Consider the following 13889-nt stretch of genomic DNA (forward strand, 5'->3'; position numbering starts at 1 on the left):
ACCATCCCGGGAGCCATCTTCATGCACCTTCTTCCGTCGCGCCGCTGGCGTGCCGCCACCGCGGTTGCCGCAGCGCTCGCTCTTGTCCTGACTGGCTGTTCGGCGCCCGCGGAGAACTTCTCCTACACGCCCCCCGAGCAGGTTGACCAGGCATTGCCGGAGGGCACCGTCGCCCAGATGCAGGCGGCGGTCGAGAATGCGATTTCCGCAACAGGGTCAACCGGCGCGATCGTCGGCGTGTGGGTGCCATGGAGTGGCACCTGGGTCACGGCCCTGGGGACGCAGTCGGTTGAAGACCAGACCGAAGTCACCACGGATATGACGTTCCGCATCGCGGATACCACCCGGATGATGACCTGCGACGTCCTGTACGGCCTCGCCGATGACGGTGTTGTCGAGCTCGACGGGATCGTGCCGGACTATGTCTCCGGTGTTGCGCACCTCGAAGATGTCACCCTGCTTGACCTGTGCAACAGCACCAGCGGAGTGGGGTCGTCTGAGGCCGCCGTTTCCGGCATGTGGCTGAACACCCCGGAGCGGGTGTGGGCGCCGTTGGAGCTGGCATCCTTCGGTCTCGGGCAAGACCCGGCCACACCGCACACGACGTACCGCGATTCGGATGCCGGATACCTGCTGCTCGGGCTCGCCCTCGAGCGGGCATCCGGTAAGAGCGCTGCGCGGCTGATCTCTGAGTACGTCACCTCGCCGCTGGGCCTGGCAGGCACAGCGTTGCCCGCAGCGACCGCAGCCAAGCCCGGGAGTAACTCGCTGAGCGGAAACTACCTGCCGCCGATCGAGGGCGGCTACAACTGTGCGGCGCCGGTCGATATCACCACAGCGTCGTCGAGCATGGGATACACCGACTCGGGCGTCGTCTCCACGATCGACGACCTCGGAAGCTACGTTCAGGCCGCAGCGCGCCAGGCGTTGCGCCCGGAGGATGCCGAACCCGACCGGTTCGCGAACCCGCTTCCCACAGCTCCCGGGGCTCCATCCTGGTATCAGGTCACCGGTGGCGCGTACCTGGTTGGGTCGATGATCGGCCAGCACGGGTGGACACCGGGATACGCGAGCTCGGCATACTCCGACCCGACGACGGGCTTCACCGTGGCCGTGGTGCTCAACAACTCCAGCGCCGGATCCGCGCCTGCTGCCTACCTTGCATGGGAGCTTGCGGCGATCGCGTCGAAGGCTCCGGCCGCCAGCGGACAGACCGCGCCGGAGTTCGGTCTTCCGTTCACGGCCGAGCAGTACCACGACACCATCGCGAACCTCACGACCTGCGCCACGCCGCCGGCCGCGGAGTAGGAGCGGGCGGATCCCTTTACGCTGGGGGCATGAACCAGACGCAGCAGTCTGATCGCGCTCGCCGCATTGTCGTCGCCCTGGCGGTTGTCGGTGCTGTGGTCGCCGCGCTATTCGGGTCCGGGGTGTTCGGAGGCGTCAGCATTGCGGATGCTGCGGGCGGTGCGTTCGCTGCGGATGCCACGGTGCTCGCACCTGCCGGCTTCGCGTTCGTGATCTGGTCTGTGATCTATCTGGGACTCCTCGGATACGCGCTGTGGCAGTTGTTGCCGGGGCAGGCGGCGAAGCCGCTGCATCGCACGGTCGGGTACGGGGTTGCGGCATCCGCCGTGCTGAACGCCGCGTGGATCGCGTGCGTGCAGGCCTGGCGTATCGCCGAATCGTTCGTGCTCATCGTGATTCTGCTCGGCGTGCTGCTGGTGACGTTCGTGCGCGTATGCCGTCGGTCTCGACGGGGCACCCTGGCCGAACTGGTGCTCGTGGACGGGATGATCGGACTGTACCTCGGCTGGGTGACGGTGGCGTCCGCGGCGAATCTGGCGGCATGGTTGGCAGACATCGGACTGGGCGCGTGGGCCGGAGAGTCGAGCGTGCCCGGGGTGATCACGCTGATCGTTGTGGGACTCATCGCCGTGTTCGCGGCATGGCGTGGTGGCCGGTTGGCGCCGGCGATCGCGACCGGGTGGGGGCTGGTCTGGATCGCTGTCGGACGCTGGTCGGGGGAGCCAGAGGCGCCGGTGGTGGCGACAGTGGCGGTCTCGCTGGCGGTCGTCGTGCTCGCTGTTGCGGTGTCGCGATTGCGCGCACGCGTGACAGAGTCGCCGGGGCGAGAGCGTTTGTCAAGCCCGTCTGTCGGATGAGCTGAGCGCAATACGGTCGCCTCAGGAGGTCAACATGGCTACGAACAAGACACCCGCAAAGACCAACGCCCGAGGAGGCTCGGGGTCCAAGCGTACGAAGCGTCAGAATGCCGAGAAGGGATTCGTCGCGTCCAAGGAGCTCAGCGCGCACTTGCAGGCCGTGCTCGTCGATCTGATCGAGCTGTCGTCGCAGGGCAAACAGGCGCATTGGAATGTTGTCGGGCGCAATTTCCGTGACACGCATCGCCAACTGGACGAGATCATCGAGGCCGCGCGCATGTTCAGCGACACCGTAGCTGAGCGCATGCGAGCGATGCATGCGGTTCCGGATGGACGCAGCGATGTCGTTGCATCCACCACCACGCTTCCGGAGTATCCGCAGGGCGAGGTCGACACGGCAGAGACCGTCGACCTCATCACGGTGCGTCTTGAGGCCACCGTGGGCACCATGCGTGAGGTGCACGACGGTGTCGACTCCGAAGACCCCACGAGTGCCGACATCCTGCACGCCATCATCGAGAAGCTCGAGCAGTTCGCGTGGATGGTCAGCGCCGAGAACCGTAAGCCTGCGGCTGGCAGCTGACCACCACCGGGGAACTCAGCCCAGCGGCCAACCGGTGTATGCCTCGGCGAGGTAGGTGCGACCGGCTTCGGAATCGACGAGCGAGCGCAGCTCACCGATCTGGCGACGCTGGTCGAACTCGTTGTGCTCGGGCAGGCTGTGCAGCATGCTTGTCATCCACCACGAGAAGTTCTGCGCTTTCCAGATGCGGCGAAGGGCTGCCTCGGCGTAGCCGTCGATCAGCCGGGTGTCATTCTCGGTCAGGAGCGCGTTCAGCGCGTCGGCGAGGATGACGACGTCGGCGATCGCGAGGTTCATGCCCTTGGCGCCCGTCGGTGGCACCGTGTGTGCGGCATCGCCGACGAGGGCTGCGCGGCCGTGGCGCAGTTCTCGGGCAACGAAGCTGCGGAAGCGCAGGACGTCGCGCTGGAAGATTGTGCCCTCCTTCAGTGTCGTGCCCGGTACTCGCGACTGCAGCGTCTCCCAGATCTGCGCTTCACTCAGGGAGTTTGGATCGGCGTCGGGGTCGCATTGGAAATACATCCGCTGCACCTCGTGGCTGCGCTGGCTGATGAGGGCGAAGCCGTTCTCGGAGTTGCTGTAGATGAGCTCATCCGCGCTGGCCGGTGCTTCGCAGAGGATTCCGAACCACGCGAACGGGTACTCGCGGAAGTAGCCGTCCCGGGAGGTGCCGGCGATGGCAGGGCGGACCGCGGAGCGCGACCCGTCGGCCCCGACCACGAAGTCCGCCTCGATGACGAGTTCTGCGCCGTCAGCATCCGTTGCGATGACCCGGGGGTGATCGGTGGCAATGTCTTCGACGCGGGATGCCGTGACGCCGAAGCGCAGGTCCTGGCCTGCTTCCAGACGCAACGCCAGCATGTCCTTCAGCACCTCATGCTGCGGGTAGAGCCAGACGCTGCGTCCGACGAGTCCGGGGAAGTCGATGCGGTGGCCCTCGCCCTGGAAGCGCAACTCGATGCCGTCATGGCGATGACCGACGGTGTGCACGCGGGTGTTCGGGTCGATCCGCGTGAGCAGGTCGACGGTGCCCTGCTCGAGGATGCCGGCGCGGATGGTCTGCTCGATCTCTGCGCGGGAGCGCTGGTCGATGATGACGGATTCGATGCCGGCTTCGGCCAAGAGGTGCGAGAGGATCAGGCCCGCGGGGCCAGCCCCGACGATCGCGACTCGGGTGCGGATGCTGGTGCTCACGGTGTCTCCTTCGACGGTGCCTAATGGATGCTACGCACCAGTGTGCCGCGAAGCATCGAGTCACCTCGGCACAATCCCATTGAATGAAAGTCAGCGCGGCTGGCGCAGGTCCTGTTCGATTGCCCGGGCGGCGCCGATCAGCGCGTTGATCGCCGGCGTCGGTGCGGTGTCGCGGGGGAGGATAACTGACAGGGCGGCGATGACCTCGCCGTGATCGCGTACCGGCACGGCGACGCCGGTCGAGACGGCCTCGACGGAGCCGGGGGCAACGACGTAACCCCGCCGCCGGATCGAGGTGAGCTGCGCGCTGAGCGTCTCAGCATCCGTCACCGTCTCGGGCGAGACGGCGCGAAGGGGGCCGCTCAGCACGTGCATACGCACCTCGGGGTCGGCGTGCGCGAGCAGGACGAGGCCGGATGAGGAGGCATGCAGGGGCAGGCGCCCGGCGACGCGGGTGATGTTGGCGCCGGCATCCGGGTGGGAGAGGCGCTCGAGGAACAGCGCTTCCTCGTGCTCGAGCACGGCCAGTTGGGTGTGCTCGCGGATCAGGGCCTGCACCCGTTCCATGTGCGGGAGTGCAGCCTGGCGCAGACGAAGTGCGGTCGAGCCGCGCAGGGCGAGTTCCCACAGGCGCATTCCGAGGCGGATGCGCATCTCTTCGTCGCGCTCGAGCAGGCCTGCGGTGACGAGGTCTCCGACGATCCGGTGCGCGGTGGATGCGGGGAGGCCTGCGCGTTCGGCGATCTCGGTGGCGGTCTGTATGGTCCGCTCGGTGGTGAATGTGTCGAGGACGCGCACGATGCGCTCGGTCATCGAGTCGCCGGAGCGGGAGTTCGCCATGGGGCTAGCTTCGCACGCACGGCGCGTGTATAATCGTTGGCACCCCAACTATCCCGAATCCTCGGAAACTTTCTCCGGCCGGCCCGGAGTGATCAAAGGAGATCTGATGCAGTTCTACCGCGACGGCTACCGCCCCGGAGACCCCGACATCCAGCCCGCAGCTGCCCAGGTCGCGGCTCGCGGCGCCGGGTTCCCCGAGCGGGTCGACGTGCTCATCGTGGGCACCGGGCCCGCCGGCACGGTGCTTGCAGCCCAGCTGGCTGAGTTCCCCGACATCACCACGCGCATCGTCGAGCGCCGCGAACAACCGCTGCAGGTCGGGCATGCCGATGGTGTGGCGTGCCGCACGGTCGAGATGTTCCAGGCCTTCGGACTTGCCGACGCGCTCGTGCGCGAGGCGTACTGGGTGAACGAGGTGCGCTTCTGGGGGCCGTCCGAGCAGGATCGCTCGAAGATCGTCCGCACGGGCTGGGTGGAGGACACCCCCGAGGGGCTCAGCGAATTCCCGCACGTGATCGTCAACCAGGCGCGCATGCAGGAGTACCTGCTTGAGCACGCCGCGAACTCGGCGAGCAAGCTCGAAGCTGACTACGGCATCGAGTTCACGGGTTTTGAGATGAACGACTCCGAGTATCCGGTCACCGCCCGGCTGCGTCGGGCCGATGGCGACGAGTTCGTCGTGCAGGCGAAGTACGTGATCGGATGCGACGGAGCGCGCAGCAACGTGCGCCGCGCGCTCGGAATCGAGCTCCAGGGCGACGCCGCAAACCACGCCTGGGGCGTCATGGATGTTCTGGCAACCACCGATTTCCCGGACTGGCGCACCAAGAACGTCGTGCAGTCGGCCGGCAAGGGAAGCCTGCTCATGATCCCGCGCGAGGGCGGCAACATGGTGCGGTGCTACGTCGATCTCGGTGAGGTTGCCGCTGGTGACAGCGACATCCGCAACAAGACGGCCGAGGAGCTGCGCGAGGTCGCGAATGCGATCCTGCATCCGTACACGATCGACGTGCAGCAGGTCGCATGGTCCAGCGTTTACGAGGTCGGCCAGCGTCTCGCCGATCGCTTCGACAATCTGACAGCGGATGCTCCGGCCGATGCCGTTCCGCACCTCTTCGTCGCAGGCGACGCCTGCCACACGCACAGCGCGAAGGCTGGTCAGGGGATGAACGTCTCGATGCAGGACGCCTTCAACCTCGGGTGGAAGCTCGCCGCCGTCCTGCAGGGGCGAGCGGATGCCACGCTGCTGCGCACATACTCCGAGGAGCGCCAGACGATCGCCGCCGATCTCATCGCGTTCGACAAGTACTGGTCGACCTTCATCGCGCAGCCGGCGCTGGATCCCGAGCATCCGGAGCGCGGCGGTGTCTCGCCCGCCGACATGCAGGCGGAGTTCGCTCGCCAGGGCCGATACACCGCAGGACTCGCGACGAAGTACACGCCGTCGACACTCACCGGGGCATCCGACCATCAGCAGCTTGCGACCGGATTCGAAATCGGCACACGCTTCCACTCGGCACCCGCGCGGCGGGTCGCAGATGCGCGCCGGATGGAGCTCGGTCACTCGCACCGTGCCGATGGTCGCTGGCGCATCTACGCCTTCGGAGACTCCTCTGGGGCGGCACTGCGAGAGTTCGCCACGTGGCTGAGTGACGGAGCGGACTCGCCGGTGCGCGCGTTCACGGCAGCGGATGCCGATATCGACAGCGTCATCGACGTGCACGCCGTCTTCCGCGGCTCGCACCACGACATCGACGTCACGGCTCTGCCCGAGCTGCTGCTTCCGAAGTCCGGGCCGCTCGGCCTGCAGGACTGGGAGAAGGCGTGGGCCACCGACGCCAAGGACGACATCTTCGCCGCTCGCGGGATTGTGGCGGAGGGTGCGATCGTCGTGGTCCGTCCGGATCAGTACGTAGCCCACGTGCTTCCGCTGTCGGCGCGCGAGGAGCTGACCGAGTTCTTCGCGGGGTTCCTGCTGCCAGCGTGAAGCTGCGTCGCTGATCGAGATTGGTTGAGAGGATGGATGTCGTGATGACCATGGCCGACCTCCCCGAACCGCAGCGCCACGTCGGAAACCTCATCCGGCGCGCGCAGCAGCTGCACCTGGCGACCTGGGCGCGCGTGGCTTCGAGCGAGATCACGAGCGCGCAGTACAGCATCCTCGCGGTGCTGGACCGTCTCGGCGAGGCGAGCCAGCGTGAGCTGTGCGACGAGGTCGACCTCGACCGATCGACGATCGCCGACCTTGTGCGGCGTATGGAGAAGGCCGGGCTCATCGCGCGCCGCCGCGCCGAGGGGGATGCGCGCCGGAACGTCGTCACGCTCACCGAGCTCGGGGAAGCGGAGCGTGCGCGCCTCGTGCCCCTGGTGATCGAGGTGCAGCGCGAGCTCACCGCGAACCTGGGATCCAGTGAGGTCGACGGGCTCTTCCGCGGGCTCTGGCAGATGTTGGAGACCGCGCCGCGCTCGTGACTGCTCGGCATGGTTGCTGAGGTTCGAGCGGTAGCCTTCAAACATGCCATTCTCCGTGCTCGCCGCCGCAACTCCGTGGGTGCCGCTGACGCCGGAGCGCGCCGCCGCCCTGCTCGCGGGTAGCGAGGTGCGCTGGTGGCTGTCTGGTGGAGTCGCGCTGGATCGCTGGCTCGGCCAGCCGGTCCGCGAGCGTTCCAACATCGACGTGAGTGTCGTCGCATCCGACCTCGCGGCGCTCATCGCAAGCCTGCCTGCCGGATTCAGTGCCTGGGCGCCGGCCGAGGGCGAAGATGAGTACATTCCGTTCGCGGATGCCCCGACGGATGCTGACCTTCAGCCGGTGCTCGTGCGTGATGACGAGCGGGATGCTTGGGTGCTGCAGATCAACGCCGAGGACGGCGCTCCGCGCGCCTGGACGTACAAGCGTGACCCGCGACTAACCCTTCCGTGGGATCGTGCGGTGCTCGACATCGACGGCATCCCCACCGGTGCGCCTGAGGTGCAGCTGGTCTGGAAGGCGCTGCGCCCGCGCCCGGAAGACACGATCGACAAGGATGCGGTGCTGCCCAGTCTCTCGCCGGAGGCGGTCACGTTCTACGAGACGGCCCTGCTGCGCATCCACCCGCACTCGACGTGGGCGATCCACGTGCGCAGCCCCTTCGCGCCGGCGAAGGCAAGTTGGAACAAGAAGAAGCCGTAGCCTGCCCCGCGAGAAACGCCTTTCTGCATGAGAAAGGTGCTGCTGGCCCATGTCTCATGCTGAAAGCCATTTCTCGCGGACGGCTGGGCGACTTTGCGTGAATTGAAGCGACTCGTCAGTTGAATTCACGGTAAGTTGACACGTCGCTCGCGTCTAGGCCGGCGCGCGTCGATCGTCACAAGAAGAACCGCCCCGGAAACCGGGGATCACTGGATGACGCTCAGCTCCGAAACCGGCGTCTCGAGAACGGATCCCTTCGCCCCGACGGAGGTGAGATCGGTGCGCGGGGAAGCCTGAGCGGCGTGGCGTCCGGCGATCCGACCAGAGACCATCGCCCAGCCGATATGCAGACCGTGGTTCAGCAACTGCAGTCCGCCCTGCCCCGTGGAGCCGGCAGCGTACAGCCCGGGAATCGGAGCGCCCTCCGGCGTCGTGACCTTCAGCGTCGTGTCGACGGCGAGTCCGCCGTCGGCAAGAGTGATGTAAGACTGCATCGGACCGAGCGCGTAGTACGGGCCCTCGCTGATACCCGCGCCGAACGAGGTGCGTCCGAACTCCGGGTCCTCTCCTGCCGCCCCATACTCGCGAACCTTCTGGATCGTCGTGCGGAGCCGGGCCGGGTTGATCCCGGCCTTCGATGCGAGCTCCTCGATCGTGTCGGCCTTGTGGAACATGTCAGGACGGTAGCGTGCGTAGTCTCCGACGTAGGCGTAGGCGACACCGGGGAACGTCGAAACCGGGTTCGGCCACGCTGAGAACCGCTTTGAGAGCGCTTCGTCGAACACCATGTATCCCCGGTTGCTATCTGCCGCGACTCCGCGAGCAAGTAGCTTGTCGGAGTCTTCATTCGCGACGCGCTGTCCCTGCTCGTTGACGAGGATGGCGCCGGCGGCATACATGGTGTTGTTCGGCCCGACCCAGCTCGTGAGCGCTCCGCGCAGGAGCACTGCGAGGAGGCGCTTGGGTAGTCGCTCGGCGACCAGGCGCACCAGGCGCGAGACTGACGGATGCGACGGCAGCAGCTTGATCGGATCAGGGAAGCGCCCTGGCGGGAAGCGCAGCCCCTCATAGAGGCGGTCCATCTGCAGCATCACGCCGCCGACGTCGCTGCCCAGACGGAACCCGTCTCCCGTGTTGCTCTTGTTCACGGCGGGCACGCGCGCGGCGTCCTCGCCGACATACGCTGCCTTGAGATCGGTCGCGGCAGAGTAGTCGCCTGTCGCGAGCACGACAGCACGACGGCCGAAGTACTCCACGCCGTTCGCGCTCGCGCCGATGACCTCGCCATCGGCGTTGCGCAGCAGCCGGTCTACGCGGACGTTCGTGACGACCTGCACACCACGCTTGCGCGCCTCGCGCAGCAGTGCCGTCACATACGCGCCCGCGTTAGGCAGCACGTTGTGCATGCGGGGCTTCTCGTATGGAGGCTCGGGAGTCGGGCCGAGGAACTGCACGCCGATACTGGAGAGCCATTCGAGTGTTGCCCCGGCGTTCTCGGCCAGCACGCGCCTCAGTGCGACGTTCTCGCGCGCCTCGTCCTTGCCGTTGGCGACCTTCATGTCTTCGATGAACAGATCGATCGAATCGTTAACGCCGGCGCGGTATTGGTACGCGGTGTTCGCCGCGGTGAAGCTGCCCACCGACATTCCGGTGCTGCCACCGGGGCGGGCGCATTTCTCGAGGACGATGCTCTTCGCACCGCTGGTCGCGGCGGAGATCGCGGCCGTGAGACCAGATCCGCCGCCGCCGATGACCAATACGTCTGTCGTCACACTCATGCGTGCGTCCTTTCCAAGAGGGCGGCGTCAGCGGCACTGCTGCCAGCCCACCGTCCGGTGATGTAAGCGGGGGCCAATCCGCCCGCGTATCCGACGTTCGACAGTCCGCCGATATCTGCCCCTGCCGCATAGAGCCCGGGGATCGGTGCACCGTCCGGATCGAGCGCCTCCCCGCGCGTCGAGATCGACACACCCCCGAAGGTGAAAGTGATCGACGGCTGCACCATGAGCGCATGGAATGGTCCGGTCTGCGGAGCTCGGGCGCTCGCTGAGACGGGGACGCCCGATGCCCACCCAGCACCGGTATCGGCCGCGGAGCGATACGCATCAAGAGTGGAAGCGAGGGTCGTGGCATCCACACCCCAGGAGGCGATCTGCGCGATAAGACCATCGAGCGTGTCGGCGCTCGCCCACAGTCCGCCGGCCGCCTTCGCCGTCTCGAACCTGTCGGTGGCGCCGAGGCCGGGGAACGGTTCCTGCCGCGCTTCGGTGAGGTGCACGTGCTCGTCGAAGATCAGTACTCCGCGACTTTCCGGCTGGCCGAGCACGATCTGATTGATGATCTCGTCACCGAGCGTCTCGTCGACGAAGCGCTCGCCGCGGAGATTCACGAACAGGGTGGACCCTGAGTAGTACTGCGAGTACGGCAGGTAGTGCTCTGGTTCGAAGGTCTCCAGCGGCCAGGGAACGAGGTGGCCGTAGTACGACGCCATGGATCGGCTGCCGCCGGCGCCCGCCGCGCGGGCCATGCGCAGGCCGTCTCCCACATTCCCGACGTGCGAGCGCATCAGCAAGTTGTCGGCCTGCGGGCCGATGTAGCGGGTCAGCATCTCCGGGTCACGACCGAACCCGCCGGTCGCGAGTATGACACTCGCCGCGCGGTACTCGACCGGGCCGTCGGCGGTTGACGCGACGACACCCGTCACGCGGCCGCCGTCGATGAGGAGTTCCCGCACCGGAGCGTCGGCCACGATCACGCCGCCGGCAGTGGTGACGGCATCCCGGCACGCTGCGAGAATCGCGTGGATGTCGGTGGAGTACCCGATCCCGAAGGTCATGATGTCGCTCGTCGGCTCGTCGGCCACTCGTGCACCTGTTGCACGAACCTCTGCGATCGCATCCGGGAAGTCCGTCACCACGCGCTCGCCGAGAATCGCATCGCCCTGGGGGATACGGCGCTGATACGAATCCAGGTCCGGCGCTGTCCATAGCATCCCCGCCGACAGTGCCGCCGATCCACCGAACGTCGCTGACTTCTCCAGCACTGCGACTCGCGCGCCTGCGCGTGCGGCCGCTGCCGCGGCGGACGAACCGCCGATGCCCGAGCCGACCACGATGACGTCGAAGGAGTTCACGCCGCAGCTCCCGCGTCGGATGTCCCGGACCGCTCCGCAGCCTGACAGGCAACGTGCAGTCCGAAGATCGCGCCCTTCCCGAGCGAAGTGCCGGTCATGTACGCCGCACCGTGGAAGCCGCCGACGACTTCACCGATCGCGTAGAGCCCCGGGATGACCTCACCCTCGACATCGACGACCTCGGCATCCGGTGTGACCTTCACCCCGCAGTACGTCGTCGTCATGAGTGACTTCGCCGGGTAGGCGTAGAACGGCGCCTTCGTGATCGTGCGCAACTCGCCGATTCCGTTGCAGAGGCTCTCCCGGCCGAGTTCATCCGCTGTGCCATCGGTCACCGCGCGGTTGTAGCGCGCGACCGTCTGAACCAGCTGATTGCCATCGATGCCGACGATCTCCGCGAGCTCTTCGAGAGTGTCGGCGTGGTGCAGGTGACCGAGCGACTCGATCGCCTCCATATCTTTCAGCGGGATGCCGGGGTGCGACTTCGCGCGGACGTCGGCGTCGAAGATCTGCACTCCGAGACCGTCTTCCTCGTCGAGGACCGCGCGGCCCAGAGTCTTGTACGACTGCGACTCGTCGGTGAAGCGCTCGCCCGCCCGGTTCACGATGATCGCGCCCATGTAATAGGCGGTGAGCAGTTCATGCACATGGCCCGTCTCGGGGTGCGAGCCGTACGTTCCGCTCACGAAGGACATATCGGCCATGTCTGCGCCGAGCTTCCACGCCATCCGCAGGCCATCTCCGGTGTTGCCTTTGCCGCCGAAGGGGATCGCTGCAAGTTGCTCGGGTGCGAAGATTTCCATCAGTTCGTTGCCGCGGGTGAACCCACCGGTCGCGATGACCACGCCCTGGCGGGCGATCACGTCGATCTCGCCATCGGATGACGCAAGGGTCGCGCCCGTGACGCGGCCGGATGTGTCTGTGATCAGACGAACCGCGCGATGTTCGCGCAGCGTCGTGCCCCCGGCCGTGTCGAATTGCTCGTGCAGTCCTGCCATCACCTCGGTGATCGCCGTGTTGTGGCTCCGCTTCGCCGACTGGCCTGAGCTGATCTCGATCTCGCGGAACTGCACGCCGTGCTCCTTGAGCCAGTGATACGCCGCATCCTGACGATCCAGATACGCGTGCAGGAGGGCGGGGTCGTTGCGGAACTCACCGACCTCCTGCATGTCCTTGAGGAACAGCTCGGTGGAGTCCTCTTCACCCTCTTCGCGTTGCTCTTCGGTGTCACTGAAGGCGAACCAGCCGCCGCTCATCACGGTCGACCCGCCGAGGTCAGCGGTCTTTTCAGCGAGGATGACGTCAAGGCCGGCTTCTGCCGCGGCAGTGGCAGCGGTCTGCCCGGCGATGCCGCTGCCGAGGACGAGAAGATCTGCGGTGCGCGAGGTCATCGGTTCGTCCGTGCCGTTCGCTGGGGGGCGCGTGCCGTGTTCTGCGCAACGCCCAGCTCGTCGAGCGGCGTCTTGTAGGTCTCGCGGCCCGAAGCGATCGCGATCGCCGAGATCACACACGCGATGCTCGTGAACACGGCGGCCGGCCACCAGGCATCGCTGTTCGCGGTGGAGATGGCCTGGATGATGACGGGCGAGAATCCGGTCAGCACGAGTCCCAGCTGCAGACCGACGGCCATACCGGTCACGCGGTAGCGCACGTTGAACAGCTCGCTGAAGTACGCCGGGTACACCGAGTTCGTCGCCGCGAAGCCGATTGAGACGCACAGCAGCACGCCGACGAAGATCATCGGGATGTTCGCCTCGCCGACTGCCCAGAAGAACAGCCAGACAGCCGCGGCGCCGAAGAGGTTGCCGCCGATCAGTACGGGCTTGCGACCGATCTTGTCGCTGAGGCTGGCGAACAGGGGCTGCGTGACGAGCGCGACGACATAGCCGACGATCACGACCCACAGCATGGTGCCAGCTTCGATCCCGGCGATGTTGGTCGCGTACGTCAGTCCGTAAACCGGAACGGTGGTGCTGATCACGACGAGGAAAGCGGCGAAGATGACGCGGACCACGTCGGCAGGCTGATGGCGGAGCACCTCGCCGAGCGGGATCTTGGCGGTGGTTCCCATCTCCTTCTCGACGGTGAACGCTTCGGTGTCGCGCACCGTGCGACGGATGATGAGGCCGACGACAAGGATGAGTGCGCTCAGCCAGAACGGTACGCGCCAGCCCCACGAGAGCAGCTGGTCTTCGGGGAGGGCCGCGACGCCGATGAATGCGAGCGTGGCGAGGATGTAACCCACCCAGATGCCATTGATCGCCCATGAGGTGTAGAGCGCTCGGCGGTCCGCCGGAGCGTGCTCGAGGGTCAACGAGGATGCGCCGGAGAGCTCACCGCCCACGGACAGGCCCTGGCACAGGCGCAGCACGATGAGCAGCGTGGGGGCGAGGATGCCGACGCTGTCGTACGAGGGCAGGCAGCCGATGAGGAACGTCGCGATACCCATGACGAGCAGCGTCAGGATCATGATGTTCCGTCGGCCGAAGCGGTCGCCCAGGTGGCCTGCGAGGAAACCGCCGACCGGGCGCGCGATGTACGCCACGCCATACAGTCCGAGGGCGTAGAGCAGGCCCGTGGCGCCGGCATCCGGGAAGAAGACGCGTGCGAAGACGAGCGCCGACGCGGATGCGTAGATGTACATGTCGTAGTACTCGAGCGCGGAGCCGATGAAGCCCGCGAGCGAGGAGCGCTTGCTCTGGTTTCCCGGAGCGCGCATGCTCGCCGTTTCGGTGAGGATTTTTGTCTTCGTTGACATCGGGAGGTTCCTGATTCTGTGGTTGTTCGGTGGATGGGGAAGCG

The 13889-nt window shown here is 66.6% G+C and carries 12 protein-coding genes; 6 read left to right on the forward strand and 6 right to left on the reverse strand.

All coding sequences use genetic code 11. The features are described from left to right. The first annotated feature begins 21 nt into the window (after window positions 1–21). From ACW5CM_RS01080 to ACW5CM_RS01090, 3 genes are read left to right on the forward strand one after another with little or no spacing between them, the layout of a single operon-like run. On the forward strand, window positions 22–1308 hold the full coding sequence (locus tag ACW5CM_RS01080; RefSeq protein WP_457123861.1) for a serine hydrolase domain-containing protein: 1287 nt from the start codon (window positions 22–24) through the stop codon (window positions 1306–1308). A gap of 29 nt (window positions 1309–1337) precedes the next feature. Next, window positions 1338–2165: a TspO-related membrane protein gene (locus ACW5CM_RS01085; protein WP_457123862.1), complete on the forward strand. Its 828-nt coding sequence runs from the start codon at window positions 1338–1340 to the stop codon at window positions 2163–2165. A gap of 34 nt (window positions 2166–2199) precedes the next feature. Continuing rightward, the gene (locus ACW5CM_RS01090; RefSeq protein WP_439255294.1) at window positions 2200–2748 is read left to right on the forward strand and encodes a Dps family protein; all 549 of its coding nucleotides are present in this window, start codon (window positions 2200–2202) and stop codon (window positions 2746–2748) included. Between the two features lie 15 nt (window positions 2749–2763). On the opposite strand, the gene ACW5CM_RS01095 is transcribed toward ACW5CM_RS01090, so the two are convergent. Both ACW5CM_RS01095 and ACW5CM_RS01100 read right to left on the reverse strand, forming a co-directional pair. Then, window positions 2764–3942, reverse strand: a complete 1179-nt coding sequence (locus ACW5CM_RS01095) for a 4-hydroxybenzoate 3-monooxygenase (RefSeq protein WP_457123863.1) — start codon at window positions 3940–3942, stop codon at window positions 2764–2766. A gap of 90 nt (window positions 3943–4032) precedes the next feature. Next, the gene (locus ACW5CM_RS01100; RefSeq protein ID WP_457123864.1) at window positions 4033–4782 is read right to left on the reverse strand and encodes an IclR family transcriptional regulator; all 750 of its coding nucleotides are present in this window, start codon (window positions 4780–4782) and stop codon (window positions 4033–4035) included. A 106-nt stretch (window positions 4783–4888) separates the two neighbouring features. Here ACW5CM_RS01100 and ACW5CM_RS01105 point away from each other — a divergent pair, with 106 nt between their 5' ends. From ACW5CM_RS01105 to ACW5CM_RS01115, 3 genes are read left to right on the forward strand one after another with little or no spacing between them, the layout of a single operon-like run. Continuing rightward, on the forward strand, window positions 4889–6769 hold the full coding sequence (locus ACW5CM_RS01105) for an FAD-dependent monooxygenase (RefSeq protein WP_457123865.1): 1881 nt from the start codon (window positions 4889–4891) through the stop codon (window positions 6767–6769). Between the two features lie 44 nt (window positions 6770–6813). Further along, window positions 6814–7254, forward strand: a complete 441-nt coding sequence (locus ACW5CM_RS01110) for a MarR family winged helix-turn-helix transcriptional regulator (RefSeq protein ID WP_439255289.1) — start codon at window positions 6814–6816, stop codon at window positions 7252–7254. A gap of 43 nt (window positions 7255–7297) precedes the next feature. Next, window positions 7298–7954, forward strand: a complete 657-nt coding sequence (locus tag ACW5CM_RS01115; RefSeq protein WP_457123866.1) for a nucleotidyltransferase domain-containing protein — start codon at window positions 7298–7300, stop codon at window positions 7952–7954. 206 nt (window positions 7955–8160) lie between these two features. Here ACW5CM_RS01115 and ACW5CM_RS01120 read toward each other — a convergent pair whose 3' ends face one another. Genes ACW5CM_RS01120 through ACW5CM_RS01135 form a run of 4 tightly spaced genes read right to left on the reverse strand, consistent with a single transcriptional unit; the run spans window position 8161 to window position 13845 of the window. Beyond that, a complete protein-coding gene (locus ACW5CM_RS01120; RefSeq protein ID WP_457123867.1) occupies window positions 8161–9732 on the reverse strand; it encodes an FAD-dependent oxidoreductase in 1572 nt (523 codons plus the stop codon). Beyond that, entirely contained in the window at window positions 9729–11087 is a 1359-nt protein-coding gene (locus tag ACW5CM_RS01125; protein ID WP_457123868.1) for an FAD-dependent oxidoreductase, read from the reverse strand. Before ACW5CM_RS01125 ends, ACW5CM_RS01120 begins: the two co-directional genes overlap by 4 nt. Then, window positions 11084–12478: an FAD-dependent oxidoreductase gene (locus ACW5CM_RS01130; RefSeq protein WP_457123869.1), complete on the reverse strand. Its 1395-nt coding sequence runs from the start codon at window positions 12476–12478 to the stop codon at window positions 11084–11086. Before ACW5CM_RS01130 ends, ACW5CM_RS01125 begins: the two co-directional genes overlap by 4 nt. Next, window positions 12475–13845: an MFS transporter gene (locus ACW5CM_RS01135; RefSeq protein ID WP_438253823.1), complete on the reverse strand. Its 1371-nt coding sequence runs from the start codon at window positions 13843–13845 to the stop codon at window positions 12475–12477. The genes ACW5CM_RS01130 and ACW5CM_RS01135 overlap by 4 nt, the downstream gene beginning before the upstream one ends. Window positions 13846–13889 lie beyond the last annotated feature (44 nt).

It is taken from the genome of Microbacterium wangyouchuni (assembly GCF_054072595.1).